General features: G+C 62.9%; 18 protein-coding genes. 9 read left to right on the top strand and 9 right to left on the bottom strand.

The genetic code is table 11. The features are described from left to right. Window positions 1-108: 108 nt before the first annotated feature. Both glpQ and glpD read right to left on the bottom strand, forming a co-directional pair. The gene (gene glpQ, locus ACW5W4_RS11690; RefSeq protein WP_456689473.1) at window positions 109-1,191 is read right to left on the bottom strand and encodes a glycerophosphodiester phosphodiesterase; all 1,083 of its coding nucleotides are present in this window, start codon (window positions 1,189-1,191) and stop codon (window positions 109-111) included. Window positions 1,192-1,364: 173 nt separating this feature from the next. Further along, on the bottom strand, window positions 1,365-2,852 hold the full coding sequence (gene glpD / locus ACW5W4_RS11685) for a glycerol-3-phosphate dehydrogenase (protein WP_456689472.1): 1,488 nt from the start codon (window positions 2,850-2,852) through the stop codon (window positions 1,365-1,367). Between glpD and ACW5W4_RS11680 the strand changes: the two genes are divergently transcribed. Continuing rightward, window positions 2,851-3,084, top strand: coding sequence for a hypothetical protein (locus tag ACW5W4_RS11680; protein WP_408796898.1), 234 nt, complete (start codon window positions 2,851-2,853; stop codon window positions 3,082-3,084). The genes glpD and ACW5W4_RS11680 overlap by 2 nt on opposite strands. 145 nt (window positions 3,085-3,229) lie before the next feature. Here the strand turns inward: ACW5W4_RS11680 and ACW5W4_RS11675 are convergent, their stop codons facing one another. Together ACW5W4_RS11675 and glpT are read right to left on the bottom strand one after the other, a co-directional pair. Beyond that, window positions 3,230-3,988 (bottom strand): DeoR/GlpR family transcriptional regulator, encoded by a 759-nt coding sequence (locus ACW5W4_RS11675; protein WP_427261876.1) that lies wholly within the window; start codon window positions 3,986-3,988, stop codon window positions 3,230-3,232. A 101-nt stretch (window positions 3,989-4,089) separates the two neighbouring features. Then, window positions 4,090-5,445, bottom strand: a complete 1,356-nt coding sequence (gene glpT / locus ACW5W4_RS11670) for a glycerol-3-phosphate transporter (RefSeq protein WP_427261877.1) — start codon at window positions 5,443-5,445, stop codon at window positions 4,090-4,092. A gap of 482 nt (window positions 5,446-5,927) precedes the next feature. Here glpT and ACW5W4_RS11665 point away from each other — a divergent pair, with 482 nt between their 5' ends. Together ACW5W4_RS11665 and glpK are read left to right on the top strand one after the other, a co-directional pair. Then, window positions 5,928-6,776 (top strand): MIP/aquaporin family protein, encoded by an 849-nt coding sequence (locus ACW5W4_RS11665; RefSeq protein ID WP_041996396.1) that lies wholly within the window; start codon window positions 5,928-5,930, stop codon window positions 6,774-6,776. Between the two features lie 41 nt (window positions 6,777-6,817). Further along, window positions 6,818-8,323 carry a glycerol kinase GlpK gene (gene glpK, locus ACW5W4_RS11660; RefSeq protein WP_456689471.1) on the top strand — a complete coding sequence of 502 codons (1,506 nt, stop codon included), beginning with the start codon at window positions 6,818-6,820 and terminating at the stop codon, window positions 8,321-8,323. A 202-nt stretch (window positions 8,324-8,525) separates the two neighbouring features. Here glpK and ACW5W4_RS11655 read toward each other — a convergent pair whose 3' ends face one another. Continuing rightward, entirely contained in the window at window positions 8,526-9,428 is a 903-nt protein-coding gene (locus tag ACW5W4_RS11655) for a LysR substrate-binding domain-containing protein (protein WP_456689470.1), read from the bottom strand. A gap of 195 nt (window positions 9,429-9,623) precedes the next feature. Between ACW5W4_RS11655 and ACW5W4_RS11650 the strand changes: the two genes are divergently transcribed. The 5 genes from ACW5W4_RS11650 (at window position 9,624) to ACW5W4_RS11630 (ending at window position 13,445) form a co-directional block, all read left to right on the top strand. Beyond that, window positions 9,624-9,998, top strand: a complete 375-nt coding sequence (locus tag ACW5W4_RS11650) for a DUF6404 family protein (RefSeq protein ID WP_456689469.1) — start codon at window positions 9,624-9,626, stop codon at window positions 9,996-9,998. 38 nt (window positions 9,999-10,036) lie between these two features. Further along, on the top strand, window positions 10,037-10,402 hold the full coding sequence (locus tag ACW5W4_RS11645) for a VOC family protein (protein WP_456689468.1): 366 nt from the start codon (window positions 10,037-10,039) through the stop codon (window positions 10,400-10,402). A gap of 154 nt (window positions 10,403-10,556) precedes the next feature. Beyond that, window positions 10,557-10,847, top strand: coding sequence for a putative quinol monooxygenase (locus ACW5W4_RS11640; RefSeq protein WP_456689467.1), 291 nt, complete (start codon window positions 10,557-10,559; stop codon window positions 10,845-10,847). An 89-nt stretch (window positions 10,848-10,936) separates the two neighbouring features. Continuing rightward, the gene (gene dkgB, locus ACW5W4_RS11635; RefSeq protein WP_456689466.1) at window positions 10,937-11,740 is read left to right on the top strand and encodes a 2,5-didehydrogluconate reductase DkgB; all 804 of its coding nucleotides are present in this window, start codon (window positions 10,937-10,939) and stop codon (window positions 11,738-11,740) included. A 532-nt stretch (window positions 11,741-12,272) separates the two neighbouring features. After that, window positions 12,273-13,445: an MFS transporter gene (locus ACW5W4_RS11630; RefSeq protein WP_456689465.1), complete on the top strand. Its 1,173-nt coding sequence runs from the start codon at window positions 12,273-12,275 to the stop codon at window positions 13,443-13,445. A gap of 60 nt (window positions 13,446-13,505) precedes the next feature. On the opposite strand, the gene cydX is transcribed toward ACW5W4_RS11630, so the two are convergent. The 3 genes from cydX to ACW5W4_RS11615 are packed head-to-tail and all read right to left on the bottom strand — an operon-like array spanning window position 13,506 to window position 16,342. After that, window positions 13,506-13,619, bottom strand: coding sequence for a cytochrome bd-I oxidase subunit CydX (gene cydX, locus ACW5W4_RS11625; RefSeq protein ID WP_025326454.1), 114 nt, complete (start codon window positions 13,617-13,619; stop codon window positions 13,506-13,508). Window positions 13,620-13,643: 24 nt separating this feature from the next. After that, window positions 13,644-14,771: a cytochrome d ubiquinol oxidase subunit II gene (cydB, locus tag ACW5W4_RS11620; RefSeq protein WP_456689464.1), complete on the bottom strand. Its 1,128-nt coding sequence runs from the start codon at window positions 14,769-14,771 to the stop codon at window positions 13,644-13,646. Next, complete coding sequence (locus ACW5W4_RS11615; RefSeq protein WP_456689463.1) at window positions 14,771-16,342, bottom strand: cytochrome ubiquinol oxidase subunit I; 1,572 nt, start codon at window positions 16,340-16,342, stop codon at window positions 14,771-14,773. The genes cydB and ACW5W4_RS11615 overlap by 1 nt, the downstream gene beginning before the upstream one ends. A gap of 120 nt (window positions 16,343-16,462) precedes the next feature. Between ACW5W4_RS11615 and ACW5W4_RS11610 the strand changes: the two genes are divergently transcribed. After that, window positions 16,463-17,884: an aminotransferase-like domain-containing protein gene (locus ACW5W4_RS11610; RefSeq protein ID WP_456689462.1), complete on the top strand. Its 1,422-nt coding sequence runs from the start codon at window positions 16,463-16,465 to the stop codon at window positions 17,882-17,884. 62 nt (window positions 17,885-17,946) lie between these two features. On the opposite strand, the gene ACW5W4_RS11605 is transcribed toward ACW5W4_RS11610, so the two are convergent. Further along, entirely contained in the window at window positions 17,947-18,405 is a 459-nt protein-coding gene (locus tag ACW5W4_RS11605) for an N-acetyltransferase family protein (protein ID WP_456689461.1), read from the bottom strand. Window positions 18,406-18,646 lie beyond the last annotated feature (241 nt).

Below are 18,646 nucleotides of genomic sequence, written 5' to 3'. Positions count from 1 at the left end.
TGCCCTGGCCGTGGCCCCTGACGTCGGCAGCGCCATCCCGCCCCCTGGCTATCGCGCAATGAAAAGCGGGGCTCCTGGCCCCGCTCGCGTACCCCTGTTGCTCTTCTTTTATGATTTGCCGTGAGCCTTGATGGCTTCCACCGCCTTGTCCGGGAAGTCGCTGAACACCCCGTCCACATCCGCCTGATAGAGGAAGATGTTGAGCAGGTCGTTGAAGTCCTTGGCATAGGCCGGGATCTGGCCCTCGTCCTGGCGGAAGGTATAAGGATGCACTTTCAGACCCGCGGCGTGGGCCTCCTTCACCATGGCGGTGATGACCGGCTTGCCAGGCGTCCCCGGCTCGGTCACCACCATGGGCTTCCAGGGACCTATCCCCTCGGCATAGGTGGCGATGGTCTTCATGGCCCCCGGCTTGAACATCCAGTCGTAGTCGTAGGGGGTCGCCTGGCCCTTGGCATCATAGACCATGGTCTCGTGCCAGTCGGTTTCGGCCATCAGCTGCACCAGCTTGAGATCCATGCCCATGGCGGGCATCAGCTCATCATTGATGCGCTTGAGCTCGTTGGCATCGAAGCACTGCAGATAGACCTTGTCGCCCTTGGCCGTGTAGCCGTACTCTTTGAGCACGGTGAGCACGGCTTTCGAAATGTCCTTGCCCTCGTGGCGAAACAGCCAGGGGGCTTTTATCTCCGGGTAGATGCCGATCTGCTTGCCGGTGCTCTTGTTGAGCCCCTGGATCATCTCTATCTCTTCCTGGAAGGTGTGGATCCGAAAATCCGACTGCCACAGCGGGAAGCGGGCCGGATAGACGGGCACCTGCTTGCCATCCACCAGCTGGAAGGGCTCGGTCATGCGCAGGGAGCGCACCTCGGCCAGGGTGAAGTCCACCACATAGTAGCGACCATCGGCGCGGGCGCGGCCGGGGAAGCGCGTCGCCACGTCCGTGATGCCATCGAGGAAGTGATCGTGCATCACCACCAGCTGATCATCCTTGGTCATCACCAGATCCTGCTCCAGATAGTCGGCCCCCATGCCATAGGCCAGGGCCTTGGATGCCAGGGTGTGCTCGGGCAGGTAGCCGGAGGCGCCACGGTGGGCGATCACGATTTTGCCTTCATCAGAGGCCAGTGCAGGCAGAGAAAGGCTGGCGCCGAGGGAGAGGGCAAGCAGGGGGATGGCAAATGATTTCATCTTGGATGCTCTTGTTGTCTTGAAGGGTCGGTCAGGCCGCCAGCCCCGGCGGTAGACGGGGGGCTGGGGCAGGTTATTGTTATATGGGAAACAGATGACGGGCAGATGATGGCTGCCCGGGCGGCAGCGCTGCCGGAGACGAGGGACACGCCCGGGGCATGTCCCTCGTCCCGTTACATCGCCTGGGGCAGGGCGTGATGGAACTGCTCGAGCCAGGCTTGCAGCCGGGCCTGCTCGGCCGCGCTCAGACGCAGCCCCAGCTTGCTGCGACGCCACAGAATGTCTTCCAGGCTGTGGGCCCATTCACACTCCAGCAGGTAGCGCACCTCGGATTCGTACAGACCGGCACCAAAGTGCTCGCCTCTCTCCTGTTGCAGCCAGAGGCGGGCCTGACTGCCGTAAGCCTCGCTGATGCGCAGGGCGCTGCGCTCGTCCAGCCAGTCGAATTCGAGCATATAGGCGCGGGCCAGCTCCTGGGTGCTGCAATCGAACTCGCCGCCGGGCAACCGGCTGGTGGCGGTCCAGTCCTCTCCCATCTGGCTGAACCAGGGCTTGAGCTTGTGGCACGCCGCCTGGGCCAGCTTGCGGTAGGTGGTGAGCTTGCCGCCAAACACCGACAGCAGGGGCGCGCCATCGGCATCGCCGGACAGCTCCAGGGTATAGTCCCGGGTCACCGCCTGGGGGGAATCGGACTCGTCATCGCACAGGGGACGCACACCCGAGTAGGTCCAGACCACGTCTTTGGGGGCAATCTTGCGGGTGAAGTGGGCATTGACCACGTTGCACAGGTAGTTCACCTCCGCATCGCTGATGTGGGCATCCCGGGCGCTGCCCTTGTGCTCCACGTCCGTGGTGCCGATGAGGGAGTAATCCTGCTGGTAGGGGATGACGAAGACGATGCGGTGATCCTCGTTTTGCAGAATGTAGGCCTCTTCGCGCTCGTGGATGCGCGGCACTATGATGTGGCTGCCCTTGATGAGGCGAATACCGCGGGGAGATTTTTCGTGGATCCCCTCGTCATAGAAGGTCTTGACCCAGGGGCCCGCCGCGTTCACCAGCCCCTTGCAGGTGACGGTGAAACGCTCTCCCCCCTCCCGCTCCAGGGTCAGGGTCCACTGCTTGTCGCCACGCTCTGCCTTGACGCAGCGGGTGCGGGTCTGCACCTGGGCCCCCTTGCTGCGGGCCATCATGGCGTTGAGCACCACCAGGCGGGCATCATCGACCCAGGCATCCGAATACTCGAATCCCTTGTCGATCCCGGCGACCAGGCCATCCTGGGGCAGGAGGCGCACGCCGCAGCTGCCCTTGAGCCTGTCGCGCTTGGCCAGGTTGTCATAGAGGAAGAGGCCGGCGCGGATCATCCAGGCCGGGCGCAGGTGCGGGCGATGGGGCAGGCGAAAACGCATGGGGCGGGCGATGTGCGGCGCCATGGCGAGCAGCACTTCCCGCTCCGCCAGGGCCTCTTTCACCAGCCGGAACTCGTAATGTTCGAGATAGCGCAGGCCGCCGTGGATCAGCTTGCTGGAGTTGGACGAGGTCGCCGAGGCGAGATCATGAGCCTCGAACAGACCGACTTTCAGGCCACGACCCGCCGCATCGGCCGCGATGCCGACCCCATTGATGCCGCCACCGACGACGACCAGATCATAATGTTCGCTCATGTTCACCTACTTTCTTATTTTTGCGTTCGCCAACGTGGCAATGTTTGATTTCGCTCATATTAGAGCATTAAAAAGCGATAAACGAACATTTCATGAAGAAAGTGTGATCGAGATAGAGGACGGCGTCGAAAAAGACGCCATCTGCCCCGCCCTCCCCTGCCACTCCCCCTGGCGCACCAAGGTCATGCGCACTTTATCGGCGAGGAGCCATGACGGCAGTATGGCGGTTTGATGACAGGACCATGACCAAGGGCGACGCCCTGATCGGGACGTGATGAAGGTGGCGCGAGAGGCGCAAGCGTCAGGCCGCCGAGGGGCGGCCAAAGGGAAACCGAGGGGGTCAGCCTGGCGTCAGCAAGAGGAGGACGCCGGCGTCATCAGCAGATATGGCACTCGATCTGGTGCTGGGCCATGATGCGCATCAGCTTCTCGGGGGGGGACTGGTCGGTGAACAGGGCGTGGACCTGATTGAGGTGGCCCAGATTGACCATGGCGTTGCGGCCGAACTTGGTGTGGTCGGCGGCCAGAAACACCTGGCGGGAGTGGGCGATGATGGCCTGGGCAATCTTCACCTCGTGGTAGTCGAAATCGAGCAGGGAACCGTCGCCATCGATGCCGGAGATGCCGATGACGCCGTAGTCCATGCGAAACTGGCCGATGAAATCGCGGGTCGCCTCGCCGACGATGCCGCCATCCCGGTTGCGGATCTCACCACCGGCGATGATGACGGTGAAGTCATCCTTGGCGGTGAGAATGCTGGCCACGTTGAGGTTGTTAGTGACAATGCGCAGCTCCCTGTGATCCAGCAGGGCCCGGGCGATGGCCTCGGTGGTGGTGCCGATGTCGATGAACAGCGACGAGCCGTCGGGAATGTTGGCGGCCACTTCCCGGGCGATGCGCTCCTTCTCCTTGAGCTGCATCACCTTGCGGGCACTGTAGGCGGTATTGACGGTACTCGAATGCAGGGAGGCACCGCCATGATGGCGCCGGATCTTGTTCTGCTCGGCGAGATCGTTCAGATCCCGGCGAATGGTCTGGGGGCTGACGTCGAAATGACTCACCAGATCTTCCGTCGAGACAAATCCCTGCCGCGTCAGGACGTCCAATATCTCCAGATGTCGTTGGGTTTGCTTCACGTGTGTACTCCGATGATGAAACAAAAAAAGGCCCCGGCAGATGCGGGGCCTTTCGGAGTTTACCTTATCCCCTTTGGGATCAATAAGGTCAGGATCACGTTTTATGCCTTATTGGCGGCCGCCTTGGCTGCCACTGCGATGTTTTCGTGCTTGAGGGTCATGGCCAGCAGCACGATGGAGAGCACGCAGGAGATGGTCAGCACCAGGAAGCCGCCGTCCCAGCCGAAGTGGTCGACCGTGTACCCCAGCATGGCGTTGGCCGCCACGGCGCCGCCGAGGTAACCGAACAGCCCGGTGAAGCCTGCCGCGGTACCGGCCGCCTTCTTGGGCGCCAGCTCAAGGGCGTAGAGACCGATCAGCATGACGGGGCCGTAGATGAGGAAGCCGATGGCGATCAGGGCCATCATGTCCACGGTCGGGTTGCCCGCCGGGTTGAACCAGTAGACCAGCACGGAGAGGGTCACCAGCACCATGAACAGGATGCCTGCCGGGGCGCGGCGGCCCTGGAACAGCTTGTCCGAGATCCAGCCGCACAGCAGGGTGCCCGGGATGCCCGCCCACTCATAGAGGAAGTAGGCCCAGGAGGAGTGATCCACGCTGAAGTCCTTGGCCTCCTTCAGGTAGGTCGGGGCCCAGTCCAGCACGCCGTAGCGAATGAGGTAGACGAAGGCGTTGGCGATGGCGATATACCACAACAATTTGTTGCGAAACACGTACTTCATGAAGATCTCCTTGGCGGAGAACTCCTGCTCGTGGCTCTCGTTGTAATCCTTGGGGTAATCGTCCTTGTACTCCTCGATGGGGGGCAGGCCGACCGATTGCGGGGTATCGCGCATCACGAAGAAGACGATCACCGCGATGGCGGCCGCGGCGGCCGCCGGCACATAGAAGGCGCTGCGCCAGTCGTTGAACCACCCCATGCCGAGGATGAACAGCGGGCCTATCATGCCGCCACCCACGTTGTGGGCCACGTTCCAGACCGAGACTATCTCGCCCCGCTCCTTCTGTGACCACCAGTGCACCATGGTGCGACCGCAGGGGGGCCAGCCCATGCCCTGCACCCAGCCGTTCAGGAACAGCAGCACGAACATGATGGCGATGCTGGAGGTGGCCCAGTGCATGGTGCCCATCATGAACATGATGCCGGCCGAGAGCAGCAGACCGGCGGAGAGGAAGTAACGGGCATTGGATCGGTCAGAGACGTTGCCCATCAGGAACTTGGAGAGGCCATAGGCGATGGAGACCCCGGACAGGGCCAGACCCAGATCGCCACGGGAGAAGCCCTGCTCCACCAGATAGGGCATGGCCAGACTGAAGTTCTTGCGAACCAGGTAGTAACCGGCGTAGCCGAGGAAGATCCCGAAGAACATCTGCCAGCGCATGCGCTTGTAGAAGGGATCCACCTTGTCGGCCGGCAGCCGCTCTATGTGGGGCGCGGGCCTGAACAAACTGAGCATCTTGGTGTCCTTGTCTTGTTGTTATGGGTTGAGGAAGTTATCCGGTGCAGGATGCACGATCAGAGCAACCTGATTCGTAAGCGAGCCTATTATGCGCATTTGGGAACATTCAATCTGTGATGAAACCGAAAATATTACAGTTTTATTACAGTTGATGCGCACGAATGAGCAGACAGCCATCGGGGCGACAGGCGGCAATGGCGCGGTTCACAGGCTAACCACTAAGGGGTAAACCACTTTGCCAACACCGTCTTTCGTCACATTTTCTTAGCAATGAATGGGATCTTGTCCACATTTCCCGACAGAGGGGTGTGGCGAACAGATGAGAAAGGTTTATTTTCTCTTTCGTCCGACAACGAGCGTAAACGAGCATAACGTTTGCGCAGGTTCAAAAAACAACAAGTACGGTGTCGAGACCAACTGGACTGAAAACATGGAACACCAAAACCTGTCTGTGGGTGGATAAAAAGGAATCTAACGGTATGAGCATACAAAGACCCAATACCCTGCTCGGCGAGTGCCTCGCCGAGTTTATCGGCACCGGCCTGCTGATCTTCTTCGGCGTCGGTTGCGTGGCGGCCCTGGTACTGGCCGGCGCCAACTTCGGCCAGTGGGAAATCTCCATCACCTGGGGCATGGGGGTGGCCATCGCCATCTACGTGACCGGCGGCATCTCAGGCGCTCACCTGAACCCGGCGGTGACCCTGGCGCTGATGACCTTCTGCGGCTTCGACAAACGCAAGGTGGTGCCCTTCATCATCGCCCAGATAGCGGGCGCCTTCGCCTCCGCCGCCCTGGTCTACTTCCTCTACGCCAACCTGTTCACCCAGTGGGAGCTGACCCATGGCGTGGTGCGCGGCAGCGTCGAGAGCCTCGGCACCGCCGGCATCTTCTCCACCTACCCCAATGCCCTGCTCTCCAACATGCAGGCGTTCGCGGTCGAGCTGGTGATCACCGCCGTGCTGATGCTGGGCATCATGGCCCTGGGGGATGCGAACAATGGCGGCCCCAAAGGCTTCGCCGCCGCCCTGCTGATCGGCATCCTGATCGCGGTGATCGGCGCCTCCCTCGGCCCCTTGACCGGCTTTGCCATGAACCCGGCCCGTGATTTTGGTCCCAAACTGTTCGCCTTCTTCGCGGGCTGGGGCGACATGGCCCTGACCGGCGGTCGCGACAACCCCTACTTCTGGGTCCCCATCCTCGGTCCCATCGTCGGCGCCCAGCTGGGTACCGCTCTCTATGTGAAAGTGCTGGCGCCCTGCGTGCCGGGCAACCGCGTCGCGACCGAAGACGCCGCCAAGCTGTCTAACAAAGAAGAGGCCGCCGCCTAAGAGCGGTCCCTTACGTGGAAAATAAGAACCTGGAGAACATCATGTCTACTGAACAACAAAAATACGTCGTCGCCCTGGACCAAGGCACCACCTCTTCCCGCGCCATCGTCTTCGATCAGGATGCCAACATAGTGGCGGTCTCCCAGCGCGAGTTCACCCAGCACTACCCGAAAGCGGGCTGGGTCGAGCACGACCCCATGGAGATCTGGGCGACCCAGTCCTCCGTCTTCACCGAGGTGCTGGCCAAGAGCGGCCTGCACAGCGACCAGATCGCCGCCATCGGCATCACCAACCAGCGTGAAACCACAGTGGTGTGGGAGAAGGCCACCGGCAAGCCCATCTACAACGCCATCGTCTGGCAGTGCCGCCGCACCGCCGCCATCTGCGAAGAGCTCAAGGCCCGCGGCCTGGAAGAGTACGTGCGCGAAAACACCGGCCTGGTGGTCGATGCCTACTTCTCCGGCACCAAGGTGAAGTGGATCCTGGACAACGTGGAAGGGGCCCGGGAGCAGGCCATGAAAGGCGAGCTGCTGTTTGGTACCGTCGACACCTGGTTGCTGTGGAAGATGACCAACGGCGAGGTGCACGTCACCGATCCGACCAACGCGTCGCGCACCATGCTCTACAACATCCGCGATCTGAAGTGGGATCAGCGCATGCTCGACGAGCTGGGCATCCCCGCCTCCATGCTGCCCGAAGTGAAACCCTCCTCCGAGGTCTATGGCTACACCACCCGTGGCGGCGGCGCCCGCATCCCCATCGCCGGCATCGCCGGTGACCAGCAGGCGGCCCTGTTCGGCCAGCTCTGCTTCGAGAAGGGCATGGCCAAGAACACCTACGGCACCGGCTGCTTCCTGCTGATGAACACAGGCACAGAGCCGGTTCGCTCCAGCAACGGCCTGCTGACCACCATAGCGGTCGGTCCCAAGGGTGACGTCAACTACGCCCTGGAAGGGGCAGTCTTCATGGGCGGCGCCACTGTGCAGTGGCTGCGCGACGAGATGAAGCTCATTCACGATGCCCGCGACACCGACTACTTCGCCACCAAGGTGGGGGACACCAATGGCGTCTACCTGGTACCGGCCTTCGTCGGCCTGGGCGCCCCCTACTGGGATCCCTACGCTCGCGGCACCATGGTCGGCCTGACCCGTGGCACCAACCGCAACCACGTGATCCGCGCGGCGCTGGAATCCATCGCCTACCAGAGCCGCGACGTGCTGGACGCCATGCAGCAGGACTCCGGTATCAAGCTGGCGGCGCTCAAGGTGGACGGCGGCGCCGTCGCCAACGACTTCCTGATGCAGTTCCAGTCCGACATGATGCGCACCCCTGTGGTACGTCCGACCCGCATCGAGACCACCGCCATGGGCGCCGCCTTCCTGGCCGGTCTCGCCGTCGGCTTCTGGAAGAGCGCCGACGAGCTCAAGGACAAGTTCAGCGTGGACCGCGAGTTCACCCCCCAGATGGACAGCGCCTGCCGCGATCGCCTCTATGGCGGTTGGCAGAAGGCCGTGCAACGCTCCCTGCGCTGGGCAGAAGAGGAGTAAGGTTCAGGGCCCGTGAACCGGCCAGTGGCGCCGCCCGTGCACGCCATTGGCCAGCCTGGCACCACCCAGCCCCCTGACGCAGTCGCCAACCCCTAACAAGGGCAGACAAGACAAGCAAAGAAAAAAGAGAGAGGGATAAGCATCAACAGGCCGACAGCAATGTCGGCCTGTTTCTTTTCTGGCATGGGGCAATGGCGGCCCTTCAGAGCGACTGCGGCCCGAGCTGCTCTTTCAGGAAATCGAGCCAGACCCGCAGCCGGATGTCCCGCTGGGCATCGGAGTAGAAGACCGCGTTGATGGGGCGCGAGGCACCGCTGTTGCTGCGGGCCAGCACCTCCACCAGGGCGCCGCTCGCCCTGTCCTCCCCCGTCATGAAATCCGACAGGCAGACGATCCCCTGCCCTCCCAGCGCCAGCTGGCGCAGGGTCTCGCCGCTGCTGGCCCTCAGCGTCGGGGTGATGGCGAATCGGTCCCCCTGCTCAGTGCTGAGTAGGGGCCAGTGGTTGAGGTGATCGGGATGCAAAAAGCCGAGCAGCTCGTGGCCCGCCAGCAAGTCAGCGGGCTGGCGCGGGGTGCCGCGCGCCGCCAGATAGGCGGGGGATGCGAGCAGCCGCAGCTTGGAGCGGCCAAGCGGCAGGGCGCGCAGGGAGGAGTCCGTCAGCTCGCCGATGCGAATGGCCATGTCCACCCGCCGCTCCATCAGGTTGATGAAGCCCTCGGAGCTGTGCAGTTGCAGCTCGATCCCCGGATAGCGGCGGCGAAACTCGCCTATGATGGGCACCAGCCGGTGCAGGATGAAGGGGGTGGCGGCATCGACCCTCAGTATTCCCTCCGGTTGCTCCCGGCGCATCAGCAGATGGCTCTCCGCCTCGCTCATCTCGGTCAGCACCTTCACCGCCCGCTGATAGAACCAGCGCCCCTCCTCGGTCAGGCTGACCCGGCGGGTGGTGCGATTGAGCAGCAGGGTGGCGAGCTTCTCCTCGAGGCGTTTGATGCCGCGGCTCACCACGGAATTGTCCATGCCGAGATTCTCCGCCGCCTGGCGAAAGCTGCCCGCCTCCACCACGGCCACGAACAGGGTCAGTTCATCGGAATGGGTCTTCATTGTTGTCATCCAGGCAAGAGTATTTGGCCTTTATAGATGCAATGGCCCTGGATTGACAAGAACGGCAAGGGGCCAAACTCTTTATTTGCACAGATAATTAATGTGATGGCCAGCTCAAACTCCCAACCCCCCTTGTCGATACAATGCCGGCCAGAAGGCACCGTATGGCGCCAAACCATCGCAAGGATGAACATCATGAACTTCGAAGAGCGGTTGGCGGCAGCCCACCAGGAGCTGGAAAGCAAAGGCGTGTGGCACGCCAACTACAATCCCCCCTTGCTCAGATTGCTGCGCAGGCTGGGCCTGCGGCTGAGACCGCCCCACCATGAAAGCTTTCTGGTCAACCTGCTTGCCTTTGGTCTGCCGACAGGTGCCATCTGGGGGATGTTGATGTGGTACCTCGGCTGGCAAGATGAGGTGAGTCCGGCATTCGCCCTGCGCCAGAGCGCCCTGTTCGGCATCGGGGTCGGTCTGCTAATGGCGACATGGCTCTGGTTTCGCCGCAAGCAGCTCAAGCTGACCCCCTGGGACGCCTTGCCCCACTCCACGAGCAGCACGCAAAAGCGCTGACAACCGACATCACCATCGACATCGACAAGGACCGCCTCATGACCAAGGCCCATGAAAAACTGAACTATGTGGAATTTGCGGCAAGGGATCTCGCCGCCACCCAGGCCTTCTTCACCGCCGCCTTTGGCTGGCAGTTCGCCGATTACGGCCCCGACTACTGCGCCTTCGAAGGGGAAGGACTGGATGGCGGCTTCTACCGCGCGGATCTCAACAACCAGAGCGCACAAGGCGGGGCTCTCTTGGTGTTCTACAGCGCCGACATAGAGGCAACCCAGGCCAAGGTGAGTCAGCATGGCGGCACCATAGTGCGCCCCCTGTTCGACTTCCCGGGCGGCCGCCGCTTCCACTTTGTCGAACCCAGCGGCAACGAGTTTGCGGTCTGGTCGGAACCGGCCAGCGCCTGATCATCTTCCGCCCTCTCCCTGGCCTGCCTGCTCCACGGCCAGCCATGGGGAGGTCACATTGCTGCACTCACCTCAATGGTGTTTTGCAACTGCTGCCCTGTATCCCCCAGTCTGCGGCGGGCATACTGGCCTTCGATATTGCAAGGAGGTTCAGATGCCATCCCCCCTGATCGTGATTGCCCAGCTTGACGCCAAACCCGAGTATGCTGACCGGTTTCGCGCCGCCTTGAACCCACTGATTGCCGCTACCCTGCAAGAGCCGGGGTGCCTCGGCTACCGGCTGCACCAGAGCCTGGAGAGCCCCCACGGCTGGATGATCCACGAGGAGTGGAAAAGCGATGCGGCGCTCAGTGCCCACCAGCAGCAGCCCCATTTTCTCGCCTTCGTGGCCAACACCCGGGGCTGGTTTGCCAGCACCAGCGTTCGCCGCTATCAACTAGCCTGAATCCAGTTGCGGCCTGTCCCCTGCCCGCCCTGGATGCGAGGATGGGCCGACAAAATATTGAGCGTAGAAACAATAACTTGAGGAATATGATGATGAAGATGCCCAACCTGGGTCTTGGTACCTTCCGCCTGAAAGATCAGCCCCTGCGCGACTCCCTGCTGCAGGGTCTGGATCTCGGCTATCGCCACATAGATACCGCCCAGATCTATGACAACGAGGCCGAAGTGGGCCAGCTGATGAGCGAAAGCGGCGTGCCCCGCCAGGATATCTACCTGACCACCAAGGTGTGGACCAGCGAGTTCGGCCCGGGCAAGGTGATCCCGAGCCTGCAGCTGAGCCTGGAGAAACTGCGCACCGATTACCTGGACTTGGCCCTCATTCACTGGCCCTCCCCCAAGGACGAGGTGCCGATGGCGGTCTATCTGGAGCAGCTCGCCGAGGCCAAAGCCCGGGGCCTGACCCGGGAGATCGGGGTCTCCAACTTCACGGTCGCCCAGCTTAAAGCAGCCGTCGAGATCCTGGGACCGGGCGCCATCGCCCACCAGCAGGTGGAGATCCACCCCTTGCTGCAAAACCGCAAGGTGGTGGAGTTCTGCCAGGAGCAGGGCATCGCCATCACCGCCTATATGCCGCTGGCCTATGGCAAGGTGCTCGCCGAGCCGCTGCTGATGGAGATAGGCAAGCGCCACGGCGTCTCGGCGGCACAGGTGTCCCTGGCCTGGCTGCTGGCCCAGGGCATGACGGTGATCCCGAGCTCCACCAAGCGGGAGAATCTCGCCGCCAACCTGGCCGCCCTCAAGGTGCAACTCAGCCCCGAGGAGATGGCACAGATTGCCACCCTGGAGCGAGGGGAGCGCTGCGCCAACCCGGATTTTGCACCAGATTGGGATTAAACGGGAGAGGACGCATTGTATCTCTCGCTTCGGCGGCGGATACCGGCAACCCTCACTAGCCTATTGCAACCACGGGCTATCCCCTCTCCCCGCGGGAGAGGGTTAGGGTGAGGGGCAAGCTACCTCCCCCTCATCCCCACCCCTTCTCCCACCAGGGGAGAAGGGAGCAAAGAAAACCCAACACCATCGACGAGAACCCCAGCGGGAGGCACCATGCCTCCCGCTTTTTTTGTCTCCAGTATCGCTCCAGCCGCCCGCGCCGCTGACCCCTACCTCTGCTACCTGCCCTTGCCCCTTTCCTCTTTGTTCCCAGCTCGGTCTGTACGCCTTGCTTCTACGCGCTTTGCATCTGTACTCAACTCGCGCGCTACGGCCCGCTCTTGTCTCTGCAACCTCAGCCACTCCTCCTTCCACGGCTCCATTGCTGCTGATTGAACAAAAGTAATTTGACGTTGCCGTCATTTTTGCCAACAAAGCTCATCGGCATACTGGCGCCATTCTCCCGTCGGGAGCCACTATCCAAGGAGTTTGTATGCCACTGGCGTTATTTGCCCTCACCCTGAGTGCCTTTGCGATCGGCACCACCGAATTTGTAATTGTGGGGCTGATCCCCACCATCGCCGAGCAGCTCAATGTCTCGCTCCCCTCGGCGGGCCTCTTGGTCAGCCTCTACGCCCTGGGGGTGGCCATAGGCGCGCCGATCTTAACGGCGCTCACCGGCAAGCTGCCGCGCAAGTGGCTGCTGGTGGGACTGATGGCCCTCTTCACCGCCGGCAACCTGCTGGCCTGGCAGGCCCCCGGTTACGAGAGCCTGATCGTCGCCCGCATCCTCACCGGCCTGGCCCACGGAGTCTTCTTCTCGGTGGGCAGCACCATAGCCACCGGGCTGGTGGCCAGGGAGAAGGCGGCGAGCGCCATCGCCATCATGTTCAGCGGCCTCACCGTGGCCCTGGTGACCGGCGTCCCGCTCGGCACCTGGATTGGTCAGCAGTTCGGCTGGCGCGAAACCTTCCTGGTGGTGAGCCTGCTGGGCCTCGTCGCCATGGTGGGCAGCCTGCTGCTGATCCCAAGCAACCTGCCCAAAGGAGCCGCCTCGACCATCCGCGAGCAACTCGCCGTGCTGACCAAGAAACCCTTGCTGCTGGTCTACGCCAAGACCGCACTGGGCTACGGCGGCGCCTTCACCGCCTTTACCTTCCTCGCCCCCATCCTGCAGCAGGTGAGCGGTTTCGGTGCCAATGCGGTGAGCCTGATCCTGCTGGTGTACGGGGTGTCGGTGGCGGTAGGCAATATCTGGGGCGGCAAGCTGGCGGACAAGATGGGCCCGCTGCCTGCGCTGAAGCTTCTATTCGCCGGGCTCGCTATGGTGCTGCTGGTGCTCACCTTCACCGCACCGCACCCTGTGCTGGCGGTGCTCACCGTGCTGGTGTGGGGCGCCTTCGCATTCGGCAATGTGCCGGGCCTGCAGGTGCTGGTGGTGAAACAGGCCGAGCGCCATACCCCGAACGCCGTGGATGTGGCCTCCGGCCTCAACATCGCCGCCTTCAACGTCGGCATAGCGCTGGGATCCGTGGTGGGCGGTTTCGTGGTGGAGCACCTGGGGTTGATGCACACCCCCTGGATTGGCGCCCTCATAGTGCTGCTGGCCTATGGCCTCACCCATGCAAGCGAGAAGCGCGAATCCAAATTGGCACTGGCGATGTAACCTCCCTCACACGAAAAGGCCGACACCTGGTGTCGGCCTTTCTCGTTTTCAGGGGCGGGATCAAGGCTCCTTGAGATCCTCGTCCGCCGCCCAGCGCGCCTCCAGCCAGAGCAGATTGACCAGACCGCACAGCAGCGCAAACCCCAACCCCAGAATCCAGGTGAAATACCACATATCGAAGACTCCTCAATTCCCGTGTTAGTAGAGGCTATGGCCCTGCTGGCGCACCTGCTCCGTGCTCATTTTTCCCCGCGCCACCCAATAGACCCAGAGGGTATAACCCAGGTTGATGGGCATCAGCACGGCGACTATGCCCAGCATGATAAGCAGGGTGCCCTCGCTGGAGGTGCCGTCCCACAGGGTCAGGCTGCTCGACGGATCCAGGGACGAGGGCAGCACGAAGGGGAAGAGCGCAATGGCCACGGTCAGCATCATGGCGGCGCAGGCACCGCCGCTGGCAAGGATCGCCAGCCGCCCCCGGCCAAGGTGGCTTGCCAGCGTGCTCAAGAGCGGCAACAGGAGGCCGAGGGCAGGCACAGCCCAGAGCACCGGGTGCGCCACGAAGTTGCCAAACCAGCCATCCGGCGCCGTCATCACCTGCTTCATCAGCGGAGTCAGGGCGCCGTTGAGATCCCCAATCTCGGCTATCCGGTAACCGCGCATCTGGCTGAGCCAGACCCCGCCGAGGGCAAACAGAGCGCTCGCCAGGGGCCCGAGCCAGAGGCTCTGGCGGGCGCAGCGCTCGGCTATCACCCCTTGGGTCTTGCACTGCAGGAAGCTGGCGCCGTGCAGCATCAGCAGAGCCAGCGCCGTCCCCATGCAGGTGAAGAGCAGCGGCCAGTTGAAATCGAAGGCGCCATAGTGGATGCGAAGGGCCGAATCGAAGCGAAACGGCAAGCCTTGCAGCAAAAAGCCGATGGTGGCGCCAAACACCAGGGTCGGCAGCAGGGCCCCCATCACCAGGGCCCTGTCCCACCAGCGGCGCCAGAGCGGGTCAGGCAGCTTGCTGCGATAGTCAAAGCCCACCGGGCGCAGAAAGAGGCCGAACAGCAGGAACATGAAGGGCACATAGAGCGCCGAGAAGGCGGCCGCATAGACCAGGGGCCAGGCGGCGAACAGGGCGCCGGCACCGGCGATGAGCCACACCTGGTTACCCTCCCACACGGGCCCCACGCTGTTGAGCAGCACCCGCCGCTCCTCGTCGCTCTTGGCCACCACGGGGAGCAGCAGGCCGACCCCGAGATCGAAGCCGTCCATCACCACGAAGCCGATGAGCAGGAAGAGCACCAGCCCCCACCAGACGAGTTTCAGGGTTTCGTAATCCATCAGACGGGACTCCCGTTTTTCAACACTTCACCTTGATAGCGACCCGTCTGCAGGCTGGCGGGCCCTTTGCGGATCACATGACGCAACAAGAACAGCTCCACCACCAGCAGGCTGCTGTAGATGAGGAAGATGGCGATGAGGCTGAACCAGAGCTGGCCCGGTTGCAGCAAGGAGACGGACGCCGACACCGGCAGCACGTCGCTGATGGTCCAGGGCTGGCGGCCGAACTCGGCCACGAACCAACCCGCCTCTATGGCAATCCAGGGCAGCGGAATAGACCAGAACAGCGCCTTGAGCAGACGGGGGGATTGCACCAGCCTGCCCCGGCACAGCTGCAGGAAGGCGGCACCAAAGAGCCCGAGCAACACCACCCCTATGCCCACCATCAGCCGGAAGCTCCAGAACAGCGGCGCCACCTGGGGGATGGAGTCCTCCACCGCCTTGGCTATGGCCCCTTCGTCCGCCTTGCCAATCTCCTTGGCGTAGGGGGTCAGCAGCAGGCCGTAACCGAGATCGGCGCGGTGGCGCTCGAAGGTGGCTCTCGCCTCGGCATTGCTACCATCCGCTCGCAGGGCTTCCAGGGCCTCGTGGGCCAGCATGCCGCTGCGGATGCGCACCTCGTGCTGCGCCTTCAGATCTTTGAGGCCTGTCACCTGCTCATCCAGGGAGCGGGTGGCTATGATGCCCATCAGATAGGGGATCTTGATGGCCCCGTGAGTGGTCTCGGCACTCTGATCCGGCAGGCCGAACAGGGTGAAGGAGGCCGGCGCAGCTTCCGTCTCCCACTCCGCCTCTATGGCGGCGAGCTTGACCTTCTGCACCTCCCCGGAGCGATAGCCCGACTCGTCCCCGAGCACGATGACAGAGAGGATGGCGGCGAGACCAAAGCCCGAGGCGATGGCGAAGGAGCGCAGGGCGAAGCGCACCTCCATGGAGCGCAGCAGATACCAGCTGCTCACCCCCATCACGAACAGGGAGGCTGCCACATAGCCCGCCGCCACCGTGTGGACGAACTTGACCTGGGCCACCGGATTGAAGATGACAGCCGTCACGTCCACCAGCTCCATGCGCATCGTCATGGGGTTGAACTCGGCGCCGACCGGGTTCTGCATCCAGCCGTTGGCGATGAGGATCCAGAGGGCGGAGAGGTTGGAGCCGAGCGCCACCAGCATGGTCACCAGCAGGTGCTGACCCCGGGAGAGCTTGTCCCAGCCGAAGAAGAACAGACCCACCAGGGTGGATTCGAGGAAGAAGGCCATCAGCCCCTCCACCGCCAGCGGGGTGCCGAAGATGTCGCCGACGTAGTGGGAGTAGTAAGCCCAGTTGGTACCGAACTGGAACTCCAGGGTGATCCCCGTGGTGACCCCCATGACGAAGTTGATGCCAAACAGCTTGCCCCAGAAGCGGGTGATGTCCTGGTAGATCACCTTGCCGGTCATCACGTAGGCGGATTCGGCGATCACCAGGATCCAGGACAGCCCCAGGGTGAGGGGCACAAACAGAAAGTGGAACATCGCCGTTGCCCCGAACTGTATTCGGGAGAGGCTGACCACATCATCCAGGCTTATCATGCATGACTCTCTATGTTGCATTTAACAGACAGGTTTTCGCCCGTTAAGTACAACACGCCCCATGATACCTATAACAGATGCAGTTATAGTGAAATCCACCTATAACAGTTAGGACACACCATGTCCCGTTACGGTCAGCTGGCTGCCTTGTTGCAACAGCAGATAGAGAGCGGCCTCTGGCAGCCGGGAGAGCGCATCCCCTCCATCCGCCAGAGCTGCAAGACCCATGGCCTCAGCCCCATGACGGTGCTGCAGGCCTACCAGTTGCTGGAGAGCCGCGGCCTCATCCTGGCCAGGCCCCAGTCCGGCTACTACGTCAAGGCCGCCCCCTCCCCGCTGCCCGCCGGCACGGCCCAGCAGGCCCACTACAGCGGCTCGGTGGACATCAACGATCTGGTGTTCGAGGTGTTGCAGGCGAGCAAGTCCCGGGAGCTGGTGCCCCTGGGGCTGGCGGTGGCGGATCCCGCCCTCTTCCCCCATTCCCAGCTCGGCCGGGCCCTGGCGAGCTGCATGCGCCGCCTCGACCCCTTCAGCACGGTGGCAGATCTGCCCCCCGGCAACGAGGCGCTGCGCCGCGCCATCGCCCAGCGTTACGCCAGCGACGGCCTGGCGGTGGATCCCCAGGAGATCATCATCACCACAGGCGCCATGGAGGCGCTCTCCCTCAGCTTGCAGGTGCTGACCGAGCCCGGGGACTGGGTGGTGGTGGAGTCCCCCACCTTCTACGGCGCCCTGCAGACCATAGAGCGGCTGAAACTCAATGCGGTGGAGATACCTGTGATCCCCGGGGTGGGCATCGATCTCGCCCTGCTTGAGGAGGCCCTCGCCCTGCGCCCCGTCAAGGCGTGCTGGCTGATGGGCAACGTCCAGCACCCCCTGGGCCACACCATGCCGGATGAGCACAAGCAGGGGCTGATGGCGCTGCTCAACGCCCATGAGGTGCCCCTGGTGGAGGACGACGTCTACGCCGAGCTCTATTTTGGCCGCGAGCGCCCCGCCCCCATCAAACGCTGGGACGCCCGGGGCGACAGCCTGCTGTGCGGCTCCTGGACCAAGTGCCTGGCGCCGGGCTTTCGGGTCGGCTGGGTGGTGGCGGGGCGCCACGCCGAGCCCATCCAGCGGCTGCAACTGATGTCGACCCTGTCGACCAATGTGCCGAGCCAGCTGGCGCTGGCCGACATGCTGCGCCAGGGCGGGGTGGATGCCCACTTTCGCCGGCTGCGCCACACCCTGGCCCAGCGCCAGCAGCAGATGCGGGCGGCCCTGCTGCGCCTCTTCCCCGAGGCGCGCATCTCGACCCCGGACGGCGGCTACTTCCTCTGGCTGACATTCGACGCGCGCCTCGACAGCCGGGCCCTCTACGCCCAGGCGCTGGCCAGCGGTTTCTCGTTGGCCCCGGGGGCGCTCTTCTCCAGCCAGGGCCAGCACAACCACTGCCTGCGCCTCAACAGCGCCCATCCCTGGAGCCCTGAACTCGAGGCGGCCCTCACCCGGCTGGCGGCCCTGGTTCACCAGCAGCTCGCCCCCCATCAAGAGGCATAGGCCAACAGCGACAAGGCCCCATGACGGGGCCTTGTGGACGGGACAGCCAGGTGCGAAGCGCCTTATCTGGCGTAAGTCTCGGACTGGCGCTTGAAGCCAAGGGACTCGTAGAGCGATCTGGCGCGGTCATTGAAGGACATGACCTCCAGCTTGAGCTGGCAGGCATCATGGGCCTTGGCCCAGCCGTCACAGTGGGCGATCAGCGCCCGGCCTATGCCCCGGGATCTGTGCTGTTCATCCACCACCAGGGTCGTGATGCGGCAGACCGGCAGCCTGGTGAGAAACGGGACGGTTTCATTGATGTCGATCCGGGCGCTCAGAAACCCCACCACCGCCTCGTCCACCACGGCGACACAGAACAGTCGCCCCTCGCTCTGGATGGCGTCCAGCAGAAACGGTCTCTGCCGGGAGGAGGGAGGACAGAACACCTCGGGCACCTGCTCGAAGTGGATCTGCCCTATCTGCCAATCCAGTTCGACGATGGCCTCGAGATCCTGCTCGGTTGCCTTGCGTATTTCCAATGGGTGCTCCTTGCCTGTGGCTGATGACCTCACCCCAGTGGCCTGGGGAAAAACTCATCATAGGAGGTGTCGGCACCAAGATGAAGCGCCGAATGCATCCTTTTATGGCGCAAGTTCACGCGGGTGACACCAACAACAAGGCCCCATGACGGTAATGCCGATCAGTTAAGGATCCATTGACCGATCCTCCTGATGTGTAAAAATCCGAAACCTATTGATTTGGTTTCGGATTTTTTATGCG

It is taken from the genome of Aeromonas crassostreae, assembly GCF_054052445.1.
The sequence above is the reverse complement of the archived record's forward strand: the minus strand, read 5'-3'. Positions and strand labels throughout refer to the sequence as shown.

Coding starts and splice junctions, on each gene's coding strand:
- ACW5W4_RS11615 (WP_456689463.1), bottom strand. CDS start 16,342: ATGATAAGCCTGGATGATGTGGTCAGCCTCTCCCGAATACAGTTCGGG.
- cydX (WP_025326454.1), bottom strand. CDS start 13,619: ATGTGGTATTTCACCTGGATTCTGGGGTTGGGGTTTGCGCTGCTGTGC.
- glpD (WP_456689472.1), bottom strand. CDS start 2,852: ATGAGCGAACATTATGATCTGGTCGTCGTCGGTGGCGGCATCAATGGG.
- ACW5W4_RS11680 (WP_408796898.1), top strand. CDS start 2,851: ATGTTCACCTACTTTCTTATTTTTGCGTTCGCCAACGTGGCAATGTTT.
- ACW5W4_RS11630 (WP_456689465.1), top strand. CDS start 12,273: ATGCCACTGGCGTTATTTGCCCTCACCCTGAGTGCCTTTGCGATCGGC.
- ACW5W4_RS11655 (WP_456689470.1), bottom strand. CDS start 9,428: ATGAAGACCCATTCCGATGAACTGACCCTGTTCGTGGCCGTGGTGGAG.
- glpT (WP_427261877.1), bottom strand. CDS start 5,445: ATGCTCAGTTTGTTCAGGCCCGCGCCCCACATAGAGCGGCTGCCGGCC.
- ACW5W4_RS11640 (WP_456689467.1), top strand. CDS start 10,557: ATGCCATCCCCCCTGATCGTGATTGCCCAGCTTGACGCCAAACCCGAG.
- glpQ (WP_456689473.1), bottom strand. CDS start 1,191: ATGAAATCATTTGCCATCCCCCTGCTTGCCCTCTCCCTCGGCGCCAGC.
- ACW5W4_RS11665 (WP_041996396.1), top strand. CDS start 5,928: ATGAGCATACAAAGACCCAATACCCTGCTCGGCGAGTGCCTCGCCGAG.
- dkgB (WP_456689466.1), top strand. CDS start 10,937: ATGATGAAGATGCCCAACCTGGGTCTTGGTACCTTCCGCCTGAAAGAT.
- cydB (WP_456689464.1), bottom strand. CDS start 14,771: ATGGATTACGAAACCCTGAAACTCGTCTGGTGGGGGCTGGTGCTCTTC.
- glpK (WP_456689471.1), top strand. CDS start 6,818: ATGTCTACTGAACAACAAAAATACGTCGTCGCCCTGGACCAAGGCACC.
- ACW5W4_RS11610 (WP_456689462.1), top strand. CDS start 16,463: ATGTCCCGTTACGGTCAGCTGGCTGCCTTGTTGCAACAGCAGATAGAG.
- ACW5W4_RS11650 (WP_456689469.1), top strand. CDS start 9,624: ATGAACTTCGAAGAGCGGTTGGCGGCAGCCCACCAGGAGCTGGAAAGC.
- ACW5W4_RS11645 (WP_456689468.1), top strand. CDS start 10,037: ATGACCAAGGCCCATGAAAAACTGAACTATGTGGAATTTGCGGCAAGG.